The organism is Mucilaginibacter gossypiicola (assembly GCF_900110105.1).
Classification (GTDB): Bacteria; Bacteroidota; Bacteroidia; order Sphingobacteriales; family Sphingobacteriaceae; genus Mucilaginibacter; species Mucilaginibacter gossypiicola.
In genome coordinates, this window is sequence record NZ_FOCL01000001.1 from 396044 (window position 1) to 414410 (window position 18367).

18 protein-coding genes are annotated in these 18367 nt (G+C 42.0%); 9 read left to right on the forward strand and 9 right to left on the reverse strand.

The window, feature by feature from the left end:
* Together BMX50_RS01405 and BMX50_RS01410 are read right to left on the reverse strand one after the other, a co-directional pair.
* On the reverse strand, window positions 1-423 hold the full coding sequence (locus tag BMX50_RS01405) for an acyl-CoA thioesterase (RefSeq protein WP_091206624.1): 423 nt from the start codon (window positions 421-423) through the stop codon (window positions 1-3).
* 18 nt (window positions 424-441) lie between these two features.
* On the reverse strand, window positions 442-1596 hold the full coding sequence (locus BMX50_RS01410) for a serine hydrolase domain-containing protein (protein WP_091206627.1): 1155 nt from the start codon (window positions 1594-1596) through the stop codon (window positions 442-444).
* Between the two features lie 126 nt (window positions 1597-1722).
* On the opposite strand from BMX50_RS01410, the gene BMX50_RS01415 reads away from it, so the two are divergent.
* The gene (locus tag BMX50_RS01415) at window positions 1723-2079 is read left to right on the forward strand and encodes a response regulator (protein WP_091206630.1); all 357 of its coding nucleotides are present in this window, start codon (window positions 1723-1725) and stop codon (window positions 2077-2079) included.
* 132 nt (window positions 2080-2211) lie between these two features.
* Here BMX50_RS01415 and BMX50_RS01420 read toward each other — a convergent pair whose 3' ends face one another.
* From BMX50_RS01420 to BMX50_RS01430, 3 genes are read right to left on the reverse strand one after another with little or no spacing between them, the layout of a single operon-like run.
* Window positions 2212-2988 (reverse strand): HAD-IIA family hydrolase, encoded by a 777-nt coding sequence (locus tag BMX50_RS01420; protein ID WP_091206633.1) that lies wholly within the window; start codon window positions 2986-2988, stop codon window positions 2212-2214.
* Window positions 2989-3024: 36 nt separating this feature from the next.
* Window positions 3025-3408 carry an SRPBCC domain-containing protein gene (locus BMX50_RS01425; protein ID WP_091206635.1) on the reverse strand — a complete coding sequence of 128 codons (384 nt, stop codon included), beginning with the start codon at window positions 3406-3408 and terminating at the stop codon, window positions 3025-3027.
* 23 nt (window positions 3409-3431) lie between these two features.
* Window positions 3432-4022, reverse strand: a complete 591-nt coding sequence (locus tag BMX50_RS01430; protein ID WP_091208528.1) for an acetate uptake transporter — start codon at window positions 4020-4022, stop codon at window positions 3432-3434.
* Window positions 4023-4126: 104 nt separating this feature from the next.
* On the opposite strand from BMX50_RS01430, the gene gpmA reads away from it, so the two are divergent.
* The 4 genes from gpmA (at window position 4127) to BMX50_RS01450 (ending at window position 7961) form a co-directional block, all read left to right on the forward strand.
* Window positions 4127-4816: a 2,3-diphosphoglycerate-dependent phosphoglycerate mutase gene (gpmA, locus tag BMX50_RS01435; protein ID WP_091206638.1), complete on the forward strand. Its 690-nt coding sequence runs from the start codon at window positions 4127-4129 to the stop codon at window positions 4814-4816.
* A gap of 88 nt (window positions 4817-4904) precedes the next feature.
* The gene (locus tag BMX50_RS01440) at window positions 4905-5390 is read left to right on the forward strand and encodes a hypothetical protein (protein WP_091206641.1); all 486 of its coding nucleotides are present in this window, start codon (window positions 4905-4907) and stop codon (window positions 5388-5390) included.
* A 442-nt stretch (window positions 5391-5832) separates the two neighbouring features.
* The gene (locus BMX50_RS01445) at window positions 5833-7443 is read left to right on the forward strand and encodes a hydrolase (protein WP_091206643.1); all 1611 of its coding nucleotides are present in this window, start codon (window positions 5833-5835) and stop codon (window positions 7441-7443) included.
* A gap of 173 nt (window positions 7444-7616) precedes the next feature.
* On the forward strand, window positions 7617-7961 hold the full coding sequence (locus BMX50_RS01450; RefSeq protein ID WP_091206646.1) for a phosphoribosylpyrophosphate synthetase: 345 nt from the start codon (window positions 7617-7619) through the stop codon (window positions 7959-7961).
* A 93-nt stretch (window positions 7962-8054) separates the two neighbouring features.
* Here the strand turns inward: BMX50_RS01450 and BMX50_RS01455 are convergent, their stop codons facing one another.
* Complete coding sequence (locus tag BMX50_RS01455; protein WP_091206648.1) at window positions 8055-8636, reverse strand: hypothetical protein; 582 nt, start codon at window positions 8634-8636, stop codon at window positions 8055-8057.
* Between the two features lie 123 nt (window positions 8637-8759).
* Between BMX50_RS01455 and BMX50_RS01460 the strand changes: the two genes are divergently transcribed.
* From BMX50_RS01460 to guaB, 3 genes are all read left to right on the forward strand, one after another.
* Window positions 8760-9998 carry a M16 family metallopeptidase gene (locus BMX50_RS01460; RefSeq protein WP_091206651.1) on the forward strand — a complete coding sequence of 413 codons (1239 nt, stop codon included), beginning with the start codon at window positions 8760-8762 and terminating at the stop codon, window positions 9996-9998.
* A gap of 101 nt (window positions 9999-10099) precedes the next feature.
* Window positions 10100-11377 (forward strand): M16 family metallopeptidase, encoded by a 1278-nt coding sequence (locus tag BMX50_RS01465; protein WP_091206654.1) that lies wholly within the window; start codon window positions 10100-10102, stop codon window positions 11375-11377.
* A 270-nt stretch (window positions 11378-11647) separates the two neighbouring features.
* Window positions 11648-13120, forward strand: coding sequence for an IMP dehydrogenase (gene guaB, locus BMX50_RS01470; RefSeq protein WP_091206658.1), 1473 nt, complete (start codon window positions 11648-11650; stop codon window positions 13118-13120).
* A gap of 75 nt (window positions 13121-13195) precedes the next feature.
* Here guaB and BMX50_RS01475 read toward each other — a convergent pair whose 3' ends face one another.
* Window positions 13196-13957: a hypothetical protein gene (locus tag BMX50_RS01475; protein WP_091206660.1), complete on the reverse strand. Its 762-nt coding sequence runs from the start codon at window positions 13955-13957 to the stop codon at window positions 13196-13198.
* A gap of 96 nt (window positions 13958-14053) precedes the next feature.
* On the opposite strand from BMX50_RS01475, the gene BMX50_RS01480 reads away from it, so the two are divergent.
* Entirely contained in the window at window positions 14054-14638 is a 585-nt protein-coding gene (locus tag BMX50_RS01480) for an LOG family protein (protein ID WP_091206663.1), read from the forward strand.
* Window positions 14639-14663: 25 nt separating this feature from the next.
* Here the strand turns inward: BMX50_RS01480 and BMX50_RS01485 are convergent, their stop codons facing one another.
* Both BMX50_RS01485 and BMX50_RS01490 read right to left on the reverse strand, forming a co-directional pair.
* On the reverse strand, window positions 14664-16949 hold the full coding sequence (locus tag BMX50_RS01485; protein WP_091206665.1) for a glycosyl hydrolase family 95 catalytic domain-containing protein: 2286 nt from the start codon (window positions 16947-16949) through the stop codon (window positions 14664-14666).
* Window positions 16950-17104: 155 nt separating this feature from the next.
* Window positions 17105-18217: an acyltransferase family protein gene (locus tag BMX50_RS01490; protein ID WP_091206668.1), complete on the reverse strand. Its 1113-nt coding sequence runs from the start codon at window positions 18215-18217 to the stop codon at window positions 17105-17107.
* Window positions 18218-18367 lie beyond the last annotated feature (150 nt).

The following is an 18367-nucleotide window of genomic DNA, read 5'->3' on the forward strand; positions in this document are numbered from 1 at the left end:
TCAAATCAGGTACTGATCAATTACATCCTGCGGAATCTTTGCTCCGCGTCCGGTAGCCATATCAATCATCACGTAATCAAACCAACCATCACAGCAGATTTTTTTTGTAGTTTTATTGGTAATGGCAAACTTTACGCGGCAGCCCTTATCATCGATACTTTCAATGCCGGTTTTTACAATAAAGTAATCGCCCATGGTTAGGGCGCGCTTATAGTCAACATGGGCTGTACGCACCACCCAGCCAAAGCCACGCTCCATAAATTTTTCCATGGCCATACCGTAGCAGCGTTCCATCTGATCATAACGGGCAGCCAGTACATAATCAAAGTATTTGCTGTTATGCACGTGCTGAAACATATCGATATCATCAGGGCGTACGCGAAACTCAGATTCAAAAGTGGAAAGTTGGAGTGGTGTATCCATGCAGCAAATATAGCAATCCTATTTAAGCGAAAGGAAGGCCTCCAGTTTCTCATTAAAAACGTTCCCGTGATCGCAATTGGTGAAAAAAACATAGCCGGATTTTCGGGCTTTATCCATCATGAAAGCAGATTGAAAATTGCCATTATTACCCGAATGCAGGTAAACTGTACCTGATGAACTTTGCGCAATTGCTATGCCCAACCCCCAGGTTGAATAGCCCGCCTTACGAAAGTCTTCGGGAAGTGGAACGTTCAGTTGCGGGCGGTACATTTCTCTGAAGCTTGCTGAGCTTAATCCTTTGTCTTTCATTAACGCTATGATAAAAGCTGCGTAATCCAAAGCGTTGGTATGCAGGGAAGCTGCAGGATTAAACGTATTTGAATCTATACCTAAAGATGGCAAAATGGGCCAGTTTAATCCATTCGTAGGGTCAATATGCCCATCTTGATGACCTTTTACCTTGTGTTCCAAAATATATGGGTTAGCAGTGTATGAGCTATGGGGCATATGCAGCAGTTGGGCCACATCTTTTTCAAATGCAGGCTCCATATTTTGCAACGACCGGTTAAGCAGATGCGCAACAACTTTACCCAGGTAAAGAAAACCTTCGCCCGAATAGCCAAAGGATGCTCCTGGCTTGAAATTCAAATAAAGTGCACCCGGCTTAACATGTAAAGATGAATCGGCAGTGAAGAAGCGCCAGTTTGGAAAGCCCGATTGATGAGAAAGCACCATTCGTGCAGTAATCAGTTTGTACCTTTCGTCCTGTGCGATATCTGGATACGGAAGATATTTATACAAAGGAGTATCCAGATTTAATACGCCCCGGTCAACCAGTTTCATAACCCAGTAGGCAAATACCGGTTTGGAAAGCGAGGCCGCTTCAAAAACAGACTGTTCATCTACCGGCTTCTTTGTTTTAATATCAGTTACACCTAATGCACGGTGATAAATGATTTTACCTTTATTGATAAATGCTATAGACAATCCGGGGAGCTTTAGTGAATCCATCTGCTTTTGCAGAAAACTGTCCATAGAGGCGTTACTGATGATTTTTCCGGTTGAAGTGGCTATTTGAGCTTCTGATGTATTACGGAACACAAACGAAACTAACAAGATAAGCGTAAATAATCTGCGGTATTTATGGTATAAGTATTGTAAGTAATTTCTCATTGGAAGGCAAAGTATAATGTGTATTTTAATTGAGACGCGGGCATTAACAACATGGTTACAGATTTTATCATACTTTCGCGGCCACACAACTACTAAGGCAACAATTTCGTAGAATTAGGGTAATTTATGAGTAAACACATTGTATTAATAGAAGACGAGCCTGACATCCTTGAGTCTACCACCTTGCTGCTTGAAAACGAGGGCTTCCGGGTGTCTGGATTTAGCGCATTTACCACCCTGGAGGAAATGGTGGCCTTACAGCCCAATTGTTTTTTACTTGATGAGAACCTGCCGATTATTAGCGGCCATATAATTTGCATTTTATTTAAATCGAAGCCCGTAACCCGGGAAATCCCTGTGGTCCTGATTTCTGCTAACCCGGCAATCAAACAAAAAGCAGCCCTTGGAGAAGCTGATGCTTATATCGGTAAGCCTTTTGAAATTCAGGAACTGGTGGATGTGTTGACAAGAGTAATGATATAACCCCGGCGATCAAATTACAGAAACGCATTCTGAAATTTCTCAAAATGGTTCATTTACTCACTACGTCAAAAATTAAAAGCGGACAACCAATAAACATGACTATCCGCTTTTAAAAAGACTTACAGATTTAGCTTATTGCCACCATTTAAGCGGAAAAGTTATTTTATCAACCGAGCTTGCTACCATGTCTGGTTTAAAGGCATAATGGCTCAACTGGTCTTTACTTGCAATGCCGGATAATACAAGGATTGTTTTATAACCCATCTGTACACCACCCTGGATATCAGTTTCCATGGTATCACCAATTACGGTTGTTTCGGCAGTTTCGAGGCCCAGGAATTTCCTTGCCGAGCGCATCATCACCGGGCTTGGCTTGCCGGTTACAAATGCTTTACGGCCGGTAGCTTCTTCAATCATGGCAGTTGTTGCTGCAATGCCCAAATTATTCCAGCCTGGTTTTTTAGGAGAAGGGTCTCTATTGGTGGTTATAAACTTAGCACCGGCCAGGATCATATCAACCGCACGCTGCACCATTTCCAACGTAAAATTGCGGCCTTCACCTAAAACCACAAACTCAGGATCTGAATCGACAAGCGTGATGCCGTTTTCGTGCAGGCTGGTTAGCAGGCCGCCTTCGCCTAATACAAACGCGGTACCGTTGGGGCTTTGATCGCCCAGGAATTTCCCGGTAGCCATAGCGCTGGTATAAACGTGTTTTGTTTCTACAGTTATTCCCAGTCTTTTTAGTTTGCGTACAACTTCCAGGCTGGTGCGCTGGCTGTTGTTGGTCATAAAAGTAAAGGGAATGTCACTATCAATAAGATGTTTGATGAATTTATCAGCGCCGTATATAAGTTCTTCGCCACTGTAAATCACCCCATCCATATCAATTAAAAGACCTTGTTTCATGGGTGTAGTGTATTTAATTAAAAAGGTAATACTGGTTTATGCTCCTTCAAAAAAGTCGATCAGGCCACCGAAGTAACTGTCGTTCCATCCTTCAACAATGTCATTATAATCATCATCCGGAATGTTGGTGTGCCTTAACTCGGCCGAAGTGCCTTGTTTGTCAGCATGCAGCTTGATGGTTACGATAGAATTATCGCTTTGCCCTTCAAAATACCATTGCTGTACAACTTTTTTATTGGGTTCAAACTCAATGTTTTTGCCCACAATGCTGCCATCCCACATAGAAAATTCGGAGCCTGGCTCTGTTGACATTTCTGCAACTTCACCAGTCCACAATTCAATGGTAACCGGGTTGGTTATGGCCATATAGATCTCTTCGGGAGTGGCCGGTATGCTGTAATATTTTTTATAATCTTTCACCCACGCAATTTAGCTGAAATAATTTAAACCTTTACCGGGCCAATTGGCAAAACGGTTTTTCCGTAAACTTCATTTAATACGTTGGCAATACCGGTATAAATGGCCGAAGCACCGCAGATAATGCCCTCATAACCGGCGAGGTGTTTAATGCTTGCATTGCCCGTAGCATCACCTGCTACCAACAAGAAAAACAATATGGTTAACGATGCAAAAACAAATTGCAAAGCGCGGTTGAGCCTTAACGTGCCGAAAAATAAAAGGAAAGTAAATACGCCCCAGATACTCAGGTAAGCTATCATGGCACCTTCAGATGGCGCAGCTCCCCAGCCAAGTTTTGGCATCACCAGTAAGCCAACTAATGAAAGCCAGAAAAATCCATAAGATGTAAAGGCTGTAAGCCCGAAAGTGTTGTTCTTTTTAGCTTCGATAACACCGGCAATAACCTGTGCTAATCCACCATAAAATATGCCCATGCCTAAAATCATGGTGTTCATTTCAAAAAAGCCGGCATTGTGGATGTTTAATAAAACGGTAGTCATTCCGAAAGCGCATAGGCCAAGCGGCGCAGGGTTGGCAATGCCATCCTTCACCGGTACTGGTGTAGTAGGGATCATAGTAGGTTTTAGTTTATTTGGTTTGTACCGCAAGCTAACTGATTTATAAATATTAAGCAAGTTTTTCACAACCCTTAGCTTACTTTTGCGTTAACTAAATACCTATGCAAAAATTAGTATTAATACGCCACGGTGAAAGCGTTTTTAATCAACAAAACCGTTTTACCGGATGGGAAGACGTTGACCTTTCGGCCCAAGGGTACGACCAGGCCCATAACGCCGGGAAAATCCTCAATAAAAATGGTTACAACTTTGATGTTGGCTTCACATCATACTTAAAACGATCTATCAAAACGCTCCATTATATTTTGGAAGAACTTGATCACCTGTGGATACCCGTTGAAAAATCATGGCGATTGAACGAACGCTTTTACGGTGCCTTACAGGGCTTAAATAAAGATGAAACTATTGCTCAATACGGAGAGGAGCAGGTATTAAAATGGCGCCGCGATCCTAATGAGCATCCACCCGCTATAACCAAAGAAGACCCAAGATATCCCGGGCACGATTTGAGGTATAAAGACCTGACCGAGCGCGAACTGCCCTTAACAGAAAACCTGAGCGAAACCATGGATAGGGTATTGCCCTTTTGGAACGAAAGAATTGTAAGGGCTATACGGCGCAACCAAAAGGTTATCGTTGTGGCACACGGCAACAGCCTTCGGTCACTTATAAAATATATTGATAATTTAAGCGATGATGAGGTTACGGCGCTGGAAATCCCTACGGCAACTCCATGGGTTTATGAGCTTGACGAAGGACTGAACAGGATCAGGCACTACTACCTGGAATAATTTATCACGGGACATTCATTTATCTTTTACTTGGGGTACAATTGTTTATATTGTAAGCCATAAACCAATTAATCCCTAATTAAGACGAATGAAAAAATCCGACATCTATGAGGTCGCCATTAAAATACTGGGTATATACCTGCTGGTGGCCGATATTTCTAAACTTCCCGGCCTTATCACCTTTATTAGTAATCATGCAAGTTCACCTGTAGAGCAACAAGCAGCCGACCAGGGTAGCCTGTTAATTGTAAACGGGTTAAACTTTATTTTCCTGATCGTGTTAGCCGTAATACTTATTTCCGGCACAAAAAGAATTACCCGCTGGATCACCAATGAAAGTGACTACCAGGAAAACGCGAAGCTTTTTGCCGAGCGAAAGGTTATCTACGAAATATCACTGGTGATCATAGGAGGGCTCTTACTGGTTAGCACCATTCCCGATTTTTTATACCATCTGTATACGCTTGCTAACGTTAGCGAACAAAGTAGCGTAATATCGGCAGGGGCAAAAATATTCATTGGGATACTTACCGTGGCTTTTGCTAAACGAATAGGGGCATATTTTGCCAGATAACTTGAATGATTTTTAATAGTGAAAGGAGGCTGTAAATCAGCCTCTTTTTTTGTTGTATTGAGATACTTAAGCGATACATGGCTTAGGGTTAGATTGACTCTAATAATAAAAGGGGGTTAACAGAGTTATCATGGCTTAGGGTTAATATTTAACCATATATCTAATAATCAAATAATTACACACCTTTAATGCAAGGAATATGTTAACCCCTTTTTTGTATAAATATTAGCGGCTAAGTGGTTACAAATTATATGGTGTTCCATAATTTTCAGCTCTTGAAAATGGAATACATAACCGGCCATGTAAAAACCGGATTATAAGTTTCAATGGGTTTGCTTAACAATAAGTTAATGAAATAGAAATGATTACGAATTAACCTTCGTGCACTTTTACCGTATAATTCAATATCATTAACTTATACATAAAACCTAAAAAAATCATTATGCTAAAGCTTACTAATCTACGTATGTGGGTATTGGCCGCTGCCGCAACAGGCATGCTGGCAGGTTGTCAGAAAAATGGCCAGATGCCTGCATTAAAAGATGCTGATCAAACTATCACCAACAAAACAATCAAAACCTTAGCTGTGTCCTTAACACAGGGTTTTGAAGTTGGCTCAACCAGTCCTAAAACTGCTTATGATGTATCGCCAACCGGCTCATCAAGCGGCGACAATGTTACTTTATCAGGCGCTTCATGGAATATGTACGATGCCCTGATAGGTAATCTCGCTGCCGATCAAAAAGCAGGTTCATGGAGTGCCCGCGTACGTAACACCGGTAAAATTACCATGTTATTTGATGTCACTACAGGTATCAGCACAGTTACCATTAAAAGCGCAACTTACAATGGCGACAGCGCGAGTACCTGGGGTTTGTTTTATTCGGTTGATGGCGGCTCATCATGGGCTCAGTCGGGTTCGGCAATTACTACCACAGCAACATTAACAGTTTCAACCTTTACCATTACCCAAACCGGTAATGTACGTTTAGAGATCCGTAAGCTCACCGGCGGCAGCAACCGTATCAATATAGATGATATTACCATTAATGACAACGCCGGTGGTGGTACTGGTGGCGGTGGCACAGTACTTACAGGCAAAAAATTCCTGTTTGATGCAAGTCACCTTGAAAATGCAGGCAGCGCCGATTGGCAGATAGACGCCGATGGCACCGAACAGGTAGCTATTTACACCGGCGGAACCACTACAGAAACCAAGGCTCAGCGTATCCCTACGCCATCATACACCGGTATTACTTCATCTACTTCTGAAACTTATTGGAAAGGCGCTCTTTCAGCATGGGCTGTGGAACTGGTAAAGCGCGGCGAACTGGTTGAATCACTTCCGGTAGGGACAGCGATTACTTATGGTGGCGGTGGTGCCCAGGATTTGAGCAACTATGACGTATTTGTGGTTTGCGAACCTAACCGTTTATTTACTGCTGCCGAAAAAACTGCCTTGATGAACTTTGTGGCTAATGGTGGCGGTTTATTCATGGTAGCAGACCATACCGCAGCAACAACTGCCGGCACCGATGCTAATGGCTACAATCCGTCAGATCGTGATGGTGACGGTTATGATTCACCAAGGGTTTGGAATGATTTGATGACCAATAACGGTATCAACAATAACAACCCTTTTGGCTTTAACATTAATTATGTTGATATCAATGAAAGCCCTTCAACCAATGTTTACACCGGCTCAAATGCCAATGCGCAGAAAGTACTGAATGGTGCGGCCGGTACAGCTTCAAAAATGGCATTCTATGATGGTTCAACAGCAACCTTATACCCGGCTAATAATTCAAGTGTACAGGGATTGTTCTGGCGCAACAGCGCTACTAACGGTGGTACAGCTAACGCTATGGCATTATTGGCAACCTATGGTAGCGGCCGTGTAGTTTGGATAGGTGATAGTTCAGATGCTGACGACGGTACAGGTGATACAGGCGATAACTTGTTTAATGGCTGGTCTGGCGATGCTCCATCTGGCTATACTTCTCACTCGGCATTTCATTTAAATGCTTCATTGTGGCTGGCTAAAGCCCAATAAGAATATAAAGACTTTCCTCAAAGGGAAGTGCAATTGTTAGTTTAAGTCCTGTTGCCGGTGGCAACAGGACTTTTTTATGCTCATGCTTCAAACAAGTTGGTTGCTTTTGAAGTTATAATAACAGAAGGTGATCAATAAGGTCATTTTTTGTTTACCTATACAAAAACATCACCATGAAAAATTATGAAACCTTAGTGGATGCCACTAACGACCTCCTGAAAAGGGGATATACAGCTAATCTTAGCCTTGATGGCGAAACCATTGACGATAAAGAAAAAGATATCCATATGACTGCCGATGACTTTGAGATAGATGAGTTTTACCGTTTTGAAGGAGCAAGTAACCCATCAGATATGTCGATAGTATATGCGGTATCATCATCAAAATATAACTTAAAAGGTGTGTTGGTAAATGCTTATGGTACCTATGCCGATGATAGCTCCTCAGCCCTGGCTGCCAAGCTACATCATGGACAGGTAAGCCATAACCTGCACGGCGAAGACAGGCCGACGGCGTAAGTTGGTAGTCTTAAGTCTAAAATCTTAAGTTAAAAGTCGGCGACAAATATTTCTGTAGGGACAGCGGGATATTTGTTGCCGGCTTTTGGCTTTTTAAGGTCTCTCTTTTATGAGAGATTTAGAGGGGCTCAATTCCTTTATCATTTTCTTTCCTGCCGATTGAATTGCAGGTGTACCGTCACGCATCAAAAATTCCAGTTGAGCGGGCAGCTCATCGGCTACCCAGGGATAGCGGAAGCGCAAATTGAGCAAGGCCCAGCCTGCAAATACTTTCACTGCAATTTTTACTTTGGGATCTATCATCCAGTCAAAAAGCTGCTCAACCGCAGGTTCAAGATCAAGGCTGTTTAGTTTTTGTTTTACCAGCGATTGTTCCTTTTCTTCGGTAGCATGCATCAGTATTTTAGCGTAATGCCTTTGACATCCCGGGTTAGTGACCTGTGGTAAGCGTGCAATCAGGTATTCAAGATTATTGGTAAAAACCTCAGCATCTTTTAAAAACATATTTTCCAGCAGCCATGCCGCCCTGAAACCGAGGGGCTTATCGGCATGAAAGGTAATCTCTATCAGGTCGCGCAAATCAAATTGTTGTTCCGTCAAAATACGAGTTAGTTCAAGCACTTTGAGTTTGCCTATGGTATTCGCTATTTTTTGGGTAAGTTCGTCGCAGGTCATTGGTAGCCTAAAAGTAAAAAAATACCGGTGCCTAACCTAAAACACTTGTTCATTTTTGGCATTCACTTTCAATGTCATCAAAAGTTATACATTTGCTATCCGTATTAAAAACTTAATAGATACATGGTTAAATTCAACCGATTCACACTTGACAATGGCCTTAGGGTTATTGTGCATGAAGATAATACCACACCTATGGCCGTGCTCAATATTCTGTATGATGTTGGCGCACGCGATGAAGATCCGGAACAAACCGGTTTCGCCCATTTGTTTGAACACCTGATGTTTGGCGGCTCTGTAAATATTCCTGTTTATGATGAACCCCTGCAAAGGGTAGGAGGCGAAAATAACGCCTTTACCAGCAACGATATCACCAACTATTATATCACCCTGCCATCGGCCAATCTTGAAACTGCTTTTTGGCTGGAAAGCGACCGGATGCTGAGCCTTGCGTTCAGCGAAAAAAGCCTTGAGGTACAGCGCAACGTAGTTATCGAAGAGTTTAAACAACGCTATCTAAATCAGCCATATGGGGACGTTTGGCTAAAGCTTCGTCCGCTGGTTTATAAAAAACATCCTTATCGCTGGGCAACCATCGGCAAAACCATCAAACATATTGAAGATGCCAGGATTGAGGATGTAAAAGCGTTTTTCAAAAAACATTATAACCCGCAAAATGCCATTATGGTAGTAGGGGGCAACGTAACAACCGAACAGATAAAAGAGCTTTCTGAAAAATGGTTTGGCCAGATACCCGCCGGCGAAAAGTATCATCGTAACTTGCCGCAAGAGCCGGAACAACAGAAAGCCCGCCGTGAAACGGTTACTGCCAAAGTGCCACTTAATGATGTGTATATCGCATTTCAGATGGGTGCCCGTACAGACGAAGACTATTATGCTGTTGAATTGCTTTCTGATATCCTTTCGAGAGGTAATTCATCACGATTGTATAAATCGTTGATCAAAGAAAAGCAGATCTTCAGTGAAGTGCATGCTTATATTACAGGCAGCCTGGATAAAGGCATGTTTGTATTAGAGGGAAAGCCGCTTGAGGGAATCAGCATTGAACAGGCCGAAGCTGCTTTGTGGGAAGAGCTGGAGAAAGTAAAAGCAGAAGAAATTCCGGCAGATGAGCTTACCAAGGTTCAGAACAAGACCGAATCAACCATGATATTTTCAGAAATGTCGTTGTTAGATAAGGCCATGAACCTGGCCTCGTTTGAGTTGCTTGGCGATGCAGACCTGATCAATCATGAAACGGCTAAATACATAGCCGTAACTGCCGCGCAGGTAAAAGAGCAAGCCAATAAACTGTTCAAAAAGGATAATTCATCAACGCTTATTTATTTAGCAGAGAAGTAAACAAACCTTGATTTGCCTGATTTTAAGACACCTCTGATACTAAGCAATTTTGAGTCAAGATATCTTAAAACCACGAAAATCAGGGTTAAACAAAGTAATATATGATTAACAGACAATTAGCTCCTGAGTTCAGGGCTATCGACAATATAAGCCTCATCAGGCCGGAGCACCAGCAGCTTGGTAATGGCGCCAATGTTTTTAGTTTTAACTCTGGCGATCAGGAACTGGTACGTATTGAGTGGATCTTCGGCAACCTTAGCTTCGATCCGGCAAAGCCGCTGCTTAACATGGCTGTAAATTCCATGCTTACCGATGGCACTACAACTTTAACAGCTGCCCAAATAGCTGATAAAATTGATTTTTACGGCGCTTTTTTACAGGTAGACTATGGGTATGAAAACTCGCAGGTTACGCTTTATAGCCTGAATAAACACCTGCAGCATACCTTGCCGGTTATTGCCGATATACTCCAAAATTCCATCTTCCCCGAAAAAGAACTGGAAACCTTTAAGCGTAATCAGCAGCAAAAACTACAGGTTAGCCTGCAAAAAAATGACGTGGTGGCACGCCGCACGTTTAACAGGGCCGTTTATGGAACCACCATTTTTGGTTATGCATCAGAAATGGCCGATTACCAAACCCTTCAACATGATGATATGCTGGCTCATTACAAAAAAATGTACCAGCCTTCTAATTGTACCATTGTTGTAGCCGGTAAGGTTGAGCCCCAAACGTTGACGCTGTTAGCAGAAACATTTGAAAAAAACTGGACAAATACAGCGGTACCGGCAATTACAAATCAACCGGATATAAATGCGGCTGCCGATCTTTTTTATTTTACTGAAAAACCGGAGGCATTGCAGTCGGCAATCAGGATAGGTACACCTATCATCAACCGTTCGCATGCCGATTTTCAATCATTACAGGTTTTAAACACGGTATTTGGCGGCTATTTCGGATCGCGGTTAATGGCCAATATCCGTGAGGACAAAGGATATACTTACGGTATAGGTTCCGGACTGGCGTCATTTAAACAAGTCGGCTCATTTTTCATAGCAACAGAAGTTGGCGCAGATGTTTGCAAGCTGGCCGTTACCGAGATTGAAAAAGAAATCAATATCCTGAAAACTGAATTGGTGCCCGAAGAGGAGCTGTCTTTAGTGCGTAACTATATGCTTGGCTCACTATTAGGTAGTTTGGAAAATGTATTTTCACATGCTGATAAATTCAAAACCATTTATTTTGCAGGCCTGGATTATGATTATTACGACAGGTACACCGCAACCGTAAAAAACATTACTTCCGATAAACTGATCCAACTGGCTAATACTTATTTCCACTTCGATCAATTTTACAAAGTGATTGTAGGGAAATATTAGCGATATTTCGGAGTTGGGACATTCGATTTCGGATTTAAGCATTTTGTAGCTATGATTTTTAATTTGGATACCGATTGGGGAGTATTCCGAATCGAATACTCCAAACTTCAAATCAAAATAAATCCGAAATCGAAATTCCGAAATCCGATATCAAAATCCTGAATTATCATCCCAAGGCAATTTTAAATAAATCTAAAATCGAAATTCCGAAATCCGAAATATTTTATTACCTTTGCCCGGCAAATAATAACTCCAAAATAATTATTTGCTATGCAGTTAGACCCATCAAAATTTGTTGCCGAAGGATTAACTTACGACGACGTTTTATTACTCCCGGCTTATTCAGAAGTTTTACCACGCGAAGTGAATACCGGAACTTACTTAACTAAAAGCATCCGGTTAAACATTCCTATTATCTCGGCGGCCATGGATACCGTTACCGAGGCTGATTTGGCTATTGCCATTGCTCAGGCAGGTGGTATAGGCATGTTACACAAAAACATGACCATACAGGCACAAGCTGACGAGGTGCGTAAAGTAAAGCGCTCAGAAAGCGGCATGATCCAGGATCCTGTTACTTTGCGCGAAGATGCTTTGTTAGCAGATGCTTTTCAACTGATGAAAGAATTCAGCATTGGAGGCATTCCGGTTATTGATGCAGATCAAAACCTGAAAGGTATTATCACCAACCGCGATCTTCGTTTCCAAAAGGACATGAGCGTTCCCGTAAGTGAAGTAATGACCAAAACAAACCTGATCACTGCGCCGGAAGGAACTACCCTGACCGATGCTGCTAATATTTTGCAAAGTAATAAAATTGAGAAACTACCGGTTGTTAATAAAGATGGGAAGCTGGTAGGCCTGATCACTTATAAAGATATTCAGAAAGTTAAAAATTTCCCTAATGCCTGTAAAGACGAATACGGCCGTTTACGCGTAGGCGCAGCAGTTGGTGTAGCCGCCGATAATATTGATCGTGTAACAGCCCTGGTTAATGCCGGTGTTGACGTAATTACGGTTGATACAGCTCACGGCCATTCAAAAGGAGTTATTGATATGGTTAAGGCGGTTAAGAAACTCTATCCTAACCTGCAGGTAATTGCCGGCAACATTGCAACAGGTGATGCTGCTATTGCACTTGCCGATGCCGGCGCTGACGCTGTTAAAGTAGGTATTGGCCCGGGTTCAATTTGTACAACCCGTATCATTGCCGGTGTAGGTGTACCTCAACTATACGCGGTATACGAGTGTGCTAAAGCGCTTGAAGGCCGTGGTGTACCTGTAATTGCCGATGGTGGCATCAAACAAACCGGTGACATTGTTAAAGCTATTGCTGCCGGTGCAAGCTCTATCATGGCTGGTTCATTATTTGCCGGTGTTGAAGAATCACCAGGTGAAACTATCATATACGAAGGCCGTAAATTTAAGTCGTACCGTGGTATGGGTTCAGTTGAGGCTATGGCTAAGGGCTCAAAAGACCGCTATTTCCAGGATGAGACAGATGTGGTTACCAAACTGGTGCCCGAAGGTATTGTTGGTCGCGTACCGTTTAAAGGAAGCATGGCCGAGGTGATTTTCCAATACATTGGTGGTTTACGTGCCGGGATGCACTACTGTGGCGCCGCCAATATCGAAGATCTACAGCGCGCTAAATTTGTACGCATCACCGCAGCCGGCATGCGCGAAAGCCATCCGCATGATATTACTATCACTAAAGAAGCGCCTAACTATACCAGCAGGTAATTCTTAATATAAACTGCATAAAACAAAAGCGTCTGAAAGATAAGTATCCTTCAGACGCTTTTGTTTTTAATGGCCTTATTGGCCGGTAACAGATGAAGATTTTGAAATTAAGCTGTTAGATGTAATGATTTTTAATGCCTGGTCGTAATTGAAACCAACTTTAACAAGTGCATCAAAATAGTCTTTATTTAATTTAGCTATTTCGGCTATTTTGCCCGGTTGCTTATAATAAGCAATTTGGGCATCGAGCACAGATCTTGCTATAGATGCATACATGGGCACCATAGAATTCATCGCGTTTTGCATGTCAATTGCGGGGCTTCCATTAAATATGCCTGCAGAGGCTGTGTCTCTTTGTACTGGTGGCGGCGGAAGCAAAACCACATCTATTTTAGGAGCTTGCTCAATTAAACTAACATTATAAAAGTTGAAATAACTGATTCCGGGTTTACTTAAACCGGCATGCTCAATAATATCAATTGATTTTGCAGCAGCAGGTATTTTCTTAAAATAAACCTTAAACTCAAGTTTATCGCCGGCCTTTTTTAAGATATTCTTATCCGGCACCATGGCTATACTTTCCGACTTAACGTAGTCATAATGTGCGTTGCTCAAATCGGTTTGAATAAAAATTTCTTTATTGAGCTGTAACCATGCATTATCCTGATAGGCGTGGCCAACAAAAGTTACAATAGTATATATGTTATTGGTTTCAATCTTTTTGATGATTGTCGATTGATCATCTTTTTGCTCAATTTTAGGAGTAATGATGTTTTGGGCAAACGCCTGCGCTACAATAATAAAAAAAGTGATAATGGTTAAAATAGGTTTTTTCATGTGATAATTTTTTTAAATATATCAATATTGGAGTAATTCAATTAACAGGTAACAAAACCTTAACAGGTCAACGAACAAATTTTATTATCATTGAGCATGAAATCTATCTGTGTATTCTGCGGCGCTAATTTTAACGGCGATCCTGTATTAAAACAAGCCATTGAACAATTGGCAGAGGTTATGGTAAGCCGTAATATCGCCCTTGTGTTTGGTGGCGGCAAGGTTGGCGTCATGGGCTTAATGGCCGATGCAGTTTTAAGCAGGGGTGGCAAAGCCATCGGTATAATCCCCCAATTTTTGATGGATAAGGAAGTTGGGCATACAGGTTTAACAGAATTGCATATCGTAGAAAACATGCACCAGCGTAAGCAAATGATGAACGACCTCAGTGAAGGCATCATTACGCTCCCGGGTGGCTGGGGCACTCTTGAGGAGTTTTTTGAGGTTTTAACCTGGTTGCAATTGGGTTTGCACAATCATCCTATTGGTTTATTAAATGTGAACGGCTTTTACGATCTGTTGCTTAAACAAATGGATGTAATGGTTGAACAACGTTTCCTGAAACCAACCAACCGCAAACTCATCCTTACTTCCGGTGATCCGATAGAATTGGTGAATCTGATGGATAATTTCAATGCCAAACCGGATGAGGTATGGTTTAAAGACAGAAACCTTACGTAAGTGTTATTCAGGGGTGTTTCTTTTTCTATTCGAAACCATTTTTTATAGTTATAGAAGCGCCCGGCTTAAAATCAAAGTTTAAGAAGCCCGGTTCTGATTGATTTATAGTTACGTTTTTTCGTGCGTTGGTGAACCATGTTTTAAAAGGGAGTTTCAATTTGGTTTTACCTCCTTTTTCGGAAACTATCTTTACTTCTGAAACCTGACCTTCTGATTTCTTAACGCTTACCAGGAAAGCACCCTCGGTACGTAAATTATCAAATGCCACGTCTTTCCATGCAGCCGGTATGGCCGGTAACACCTCAATAAATCCTGCATAGCTTTGTATAAGCATTTCTTGTAAACCAGACGCAAAGGCGAAATTACCTTCGAGCGTAAAAGGGCGGTATTGATACTTTGAATATCCCGATTTGGTTTGATCGCCGTTAAGGTGGAAGCTATTTACCGAACAAAATGCTTTGGCAAAAATGGTAAGGTCTTTTGCAGCTCCTTCACCGTCCTTCGCCCTCGCTTTCATATTTGCAAGCCAGGAGTAAGAATAACCACACCAGTAGGCAGGGCCAACACTATCCAACAGGTGAATAGAGTTTTTAATGATAGATTGTGCCCGGGGCCCGTCGTCCCATTTGATGAGCCCTAAAGGGTGAATACTTATCATGTTAGAAAAGTGACGGTGCGATTGATTGTAAGACATCCCAGGTGCAAACATTAGTTCATTTGCCCCAGTGAGAGCGAAGTCGTTATATTGTGATAATATCTTTTTCCAATGTGATGCTTCTGTTTTAAGGCCAAGTTCATTTGCCATTTCAGCTGCAGCTTTGAAAATAAATTTCATAAGCGACAGGTCATAATTGGTGTTTTGATGAAACCAAGCCGAGATATCATTGTCGTTAATTTCAGGACTTGAGCTAATTGGCAACTTACGGCGCCCGGTGTTATCCAATACTGTTATATTTTCAATAAACGTAGCTGCATCCTTAACCCATGGATAAGCCCTGTGCCGCAGGAAATCCTTGTCCATACTATACCGCCATTGCAGGTAATAATGTTGCCCCAGCCAGGCAGATACCGTAGGTGAAAGCGAATACTGGATCCAACCGCCCATTTCGCTGCCATCAAGCGTAGTAACGCCCGGTACCGCCAGGCCTGTTTTGCCAAAATACATTTTAGTGTACCGTTTGTAATTGGCTTTGTTTTGATCAAGGTGATCAAGATATGCCATGCTTTCGTCCAAATGGTTGGCACTGTAACCCGGCCAATAACTCAATTGCGTATTTAGGTCATGATGAAAATCGCCTTTCCATGGTGGCAGGCGGCCATTATCGGCAGTCCAGATGGCTTGAAGTGAGATAGGAGGCGCCCCCGGCCTCGAAGCGGCGCCAAATTTATATTGTTCCAAATACCATTGCTTTTCAAGCAAAGCATCGGGGATGTGGATAGCCGATTTACTCCAGAAGTTTTTCCACCAGGCACTATGTGATGCATAGTCTGTATCATATCCTCTCACCAATGCTTTATCATTAGTAATAGCCGCAGTAACGTTCTTTTTCTGATCCGGATATTGGGAAGAAATGCTCCAAACACCTTCAATGGTATGTAAACCCTTTTTATGCCAGCTTATATTAATTTGATAAGAAAAGCCATTCCAGCCTTTTTGTACGTAGGTGATATTATTCCCCTGTCTGGTAATTGTTCCCTGGGGGTAACCAAGTCTTGAAAGGTCATCGCCACCAACAGGGTCTCCGGATACTTTTACGGCGCCCTGGTACCTTGGTGCGATTATTTGTGGCACAATATCAGTATTAACATTTTCAAACCTGAACCAGCCGACCGGTGCCGTAGCATGTACAAATGTTTTAAGTATAGTGCCGTTTGCCCATTCCACGCGGCAAAGTGCCTCGGCCAGATGCAAATTAACAGATGTTACTTTTCCCCATCCTCCCGTATTGAACTCCAGCGCCCCTCCGGGTATTTTTGACGGAGCAGGTTCATTATCATAAGGCTCATCAAAATACTTTTGTACTGGGGCATAGTCTTTTTTATTAACGTGGTCAACAACCCATTGGTAGTTAAATTCCGGTCGGTGCAAGCCTTTCATGGGGCGCAGGTCCCAGATATCTGCCCTGTCAAGTGAAAAGCGTAAATGATCCGACTTTTGCCATATCAACTCACCTACCATGCCATTACCCAGTGGTATAGCTTCATCCCAACGTTTGGCAAGTGTGTCAAAATGCATATCGTGTTTAGCTGTCTGCGCAAATACACCGGCAGTAAGCAATATATAATAAACGAGTAATGCGTATTTTTTCATAACCTGTTCAGCGTATCAATAAAAGTGTTCATCTAAAATAAATTATTGGGTGCGCAAAACGATATAAATAACAACGCAAACGTTTGTTATCGCCTGATTTATCTTGCTTCGTGCTTGTAATGGCATTACAGGGAGCGGTTGCAATTGATCTTATATTAAATCTTAATGATCACTCTCTTTTTGTAAAGTACATACGTCGGCAACCAAACTATTAGCGTGAATACCATAGCGGTAATTAATGACGCCCATTCCGGGTTGACAATCTTCGCAAAAACAAGATCATTAATAATAGCTATGCCCGAAATTTTACCATGACCGGTAGCCACACCGATTAAACTTAAAGGTTTTGGTAATACTTCTGATAGTACATAAGAAGCGATTGCGTTAACACCCAATACTGAAAATATCCAATACGGCATTTTAATATTATTTATATCAATGAGCAAATAGCAGATTGCAAATGCCGTCATGCAAATTCCGCCGGCAAATAAAACGTACGAGCTTGACCAAAGCGGTTTGTTTAACGGAAAAAGAAGGCTGAATAACACGCCCGCAATGATAAGCAGAATACCGGATACGCTAAGGCTTGCAAATTTACTTTTTGCCGATATCCCGGTTTCCTTCAATATAGTACCTGCATATAAGCCTATCATTGCCGAACATACCGCAGGCAGGGTGCTAAGTATTCCGCATGGATCTGTATAAGCAAATTTGGCCAGGTGTCTTTGGGAGAGGAAGAACCGGTCAATTACAGCTACGATATTATGAGTTGGTGTCACAGCATAAGAACCCTGCAGCGGAACAAGGCAGACTACAGCGTAATATCCTAATAAAATCCCTCCGAGAATATATTTCCATCCTTTTTGAGAGATATACAGATAGATTGCCGTTGATAAAAAATACACAAACCCTAAGCGCGGCAATACTCCCGGAAAACGTAGTGTGCTGAAGTTGAAATGATACACCAGCTGGATTCCACAGCCAATTAAGATCAGCAAAGTCATACGTTTTAACGCTTTGATGATTATCTCGCGGTGTTTTGCCGGATCAGCCTTTTTTGATTGCAGCGCAAATACTATCGAAATCCCCATCATGAAAATAAAGCACGGAAAAACAAGATCGGTAGGGGTACAGCCGTTCCATTCTGAATGTTTTAACGGCCCGAAAACATGATCGCCATCACCAGGCGTATTAACAATGATCATGGACGCGATGGTTAGCCCGCGGAAAACATCTAAAGATTGCAGGCGGTCTTTTACTGGTTTCATGAATATATTATACTTGTGGAGATATGTTTTATAAAAGATTATTTGCAATATAATTAAATAAATTCAATCGTGTACGTACACGATTGAATTTATTTAGCTTTGTGCAAGCTTCTGTAAAAACAATGCAGATGCTTTTAAAAGAAGATAGAA

Excerpts from the sequence above, each read along its gene's own strand:
- BMX50_RS01405 (WP_091206624.1), bottom strand. The coding sequence starts at position 423 with ATGGATACACCACTCCAACTTTCCACTTTTGAATCTGAGTTTCGCGTA.
- BMX50_RS01410 (WP_091206627.1), bottom strand. The coding sequence starts at position 1,596 with ATGAGAAATTACTTACAATACTTATACCATAAATACCGCAGATTATTT.
- BMX50_RS01415 (WP_091206630.1), top strand. The coding sequence starts at position 1,723 with ATGAGTAAACACATTGTATTAATAGAAGACGAGCCTGACATCCTTGAG.
- BMX50_RS01420 (WP_091206633.1), bottom strand. The coding sequence starts at position 2,988 with ATGAAACAAGGTCTTTTAATTGATATGGATGGGGTGATTTACAGTGGC.
- BMX50_RS01430 (WP_091208528.1), bottom strand. The coding sequence starts at position 4,022 with ATGATCCCTACTACACCAGTACCGGTGAAGGATGGCATTGCCAACCCT.
- gpmA (WP_091206638.1), top strand. The coding sequence starts at position 4,127 with ATGCAAAAATTAGTATTAATACGCCACGGTGAAAGCGTTTTTAATCAA.
- BMX50_RS01440 (WP_091206641.1), top strand. The coding sequence starts at position 4,905 with ATGAAAAAATCCGACATCTATGAGGTCGCCATTAAAATACTGGGTATA.
- BMX50_RS01445 (WP_091206643.1), top strand. The coding sequence starts at position 5,833 with ATGCTAAAGCTTACTAATCTACGTATGTGGGTATTGGCCGCTGCCGCA.
- BMX50_RS01450 (WP_091206646.1), top strand. The coding sequence starts at position 7,617 with ATGAAAAATTATGAAACCTTAGTGGATGCCACTAACGACCTCCTGAAA.
- BMX50_RS01455 (WP_091206648.1), bottom strand. The coding sequence starts at position 8,636 with ATGACCTGCGACGAACTTACCCAAAAAATAGCGAATACCATAGGCAAA.
- BMX50_RS01460 (WP_091206651.1), top strand. The coding sequence starts at position 8,760 with ATGGTTAAATTCAACCGATTCACACTTGACAATGGCCTTAGGGTTATT.
- BMX50_RS01465 (WP_091206654.1), top strand. The coding sequence starts at position 10,100 with ATGATTAACAGACAATTAGCTCCTGAGTTCAGGGCTATCGACAATATA.
- guaB (WP_091206658.1), top strand. The coding sequence starts at position 11,648 with ATGCAGTTAGACCCATCAAAATTTGTTGCCGAAGGATTAACTTACGAC.
- BMX50_RS01475 (WP_091206660.1), bottom strand. The coding sequence starts at position 13,957 with ATGAAAAAACCTATTTTAACCATTATCACTTTTTTTATTATTGTAGCG.
- BMX50_RS01480 (WP_091206663.1), top strand. The coding sequence starts at position 14,054 with ATGAAATCTATCTGTGTATTCTGCGGCGCTAATTTTAACGGCGATCCT.
- BMX50_RS01485 (WP_091206665.1), bottom strand. The coding sequence starts at position 16,949 with ATGAAAAAATACGCATTACTCGTTTATTATATATTGCTTACTGCCGGT.
- BMX50_RS01490 (WP_091206668.1), bottom strand. The coding sequence starts at position 18,217 with ATGAAACCAGTAAAAGACCGCCTGCAATCTTTAGATGTTTTCCGCGGG.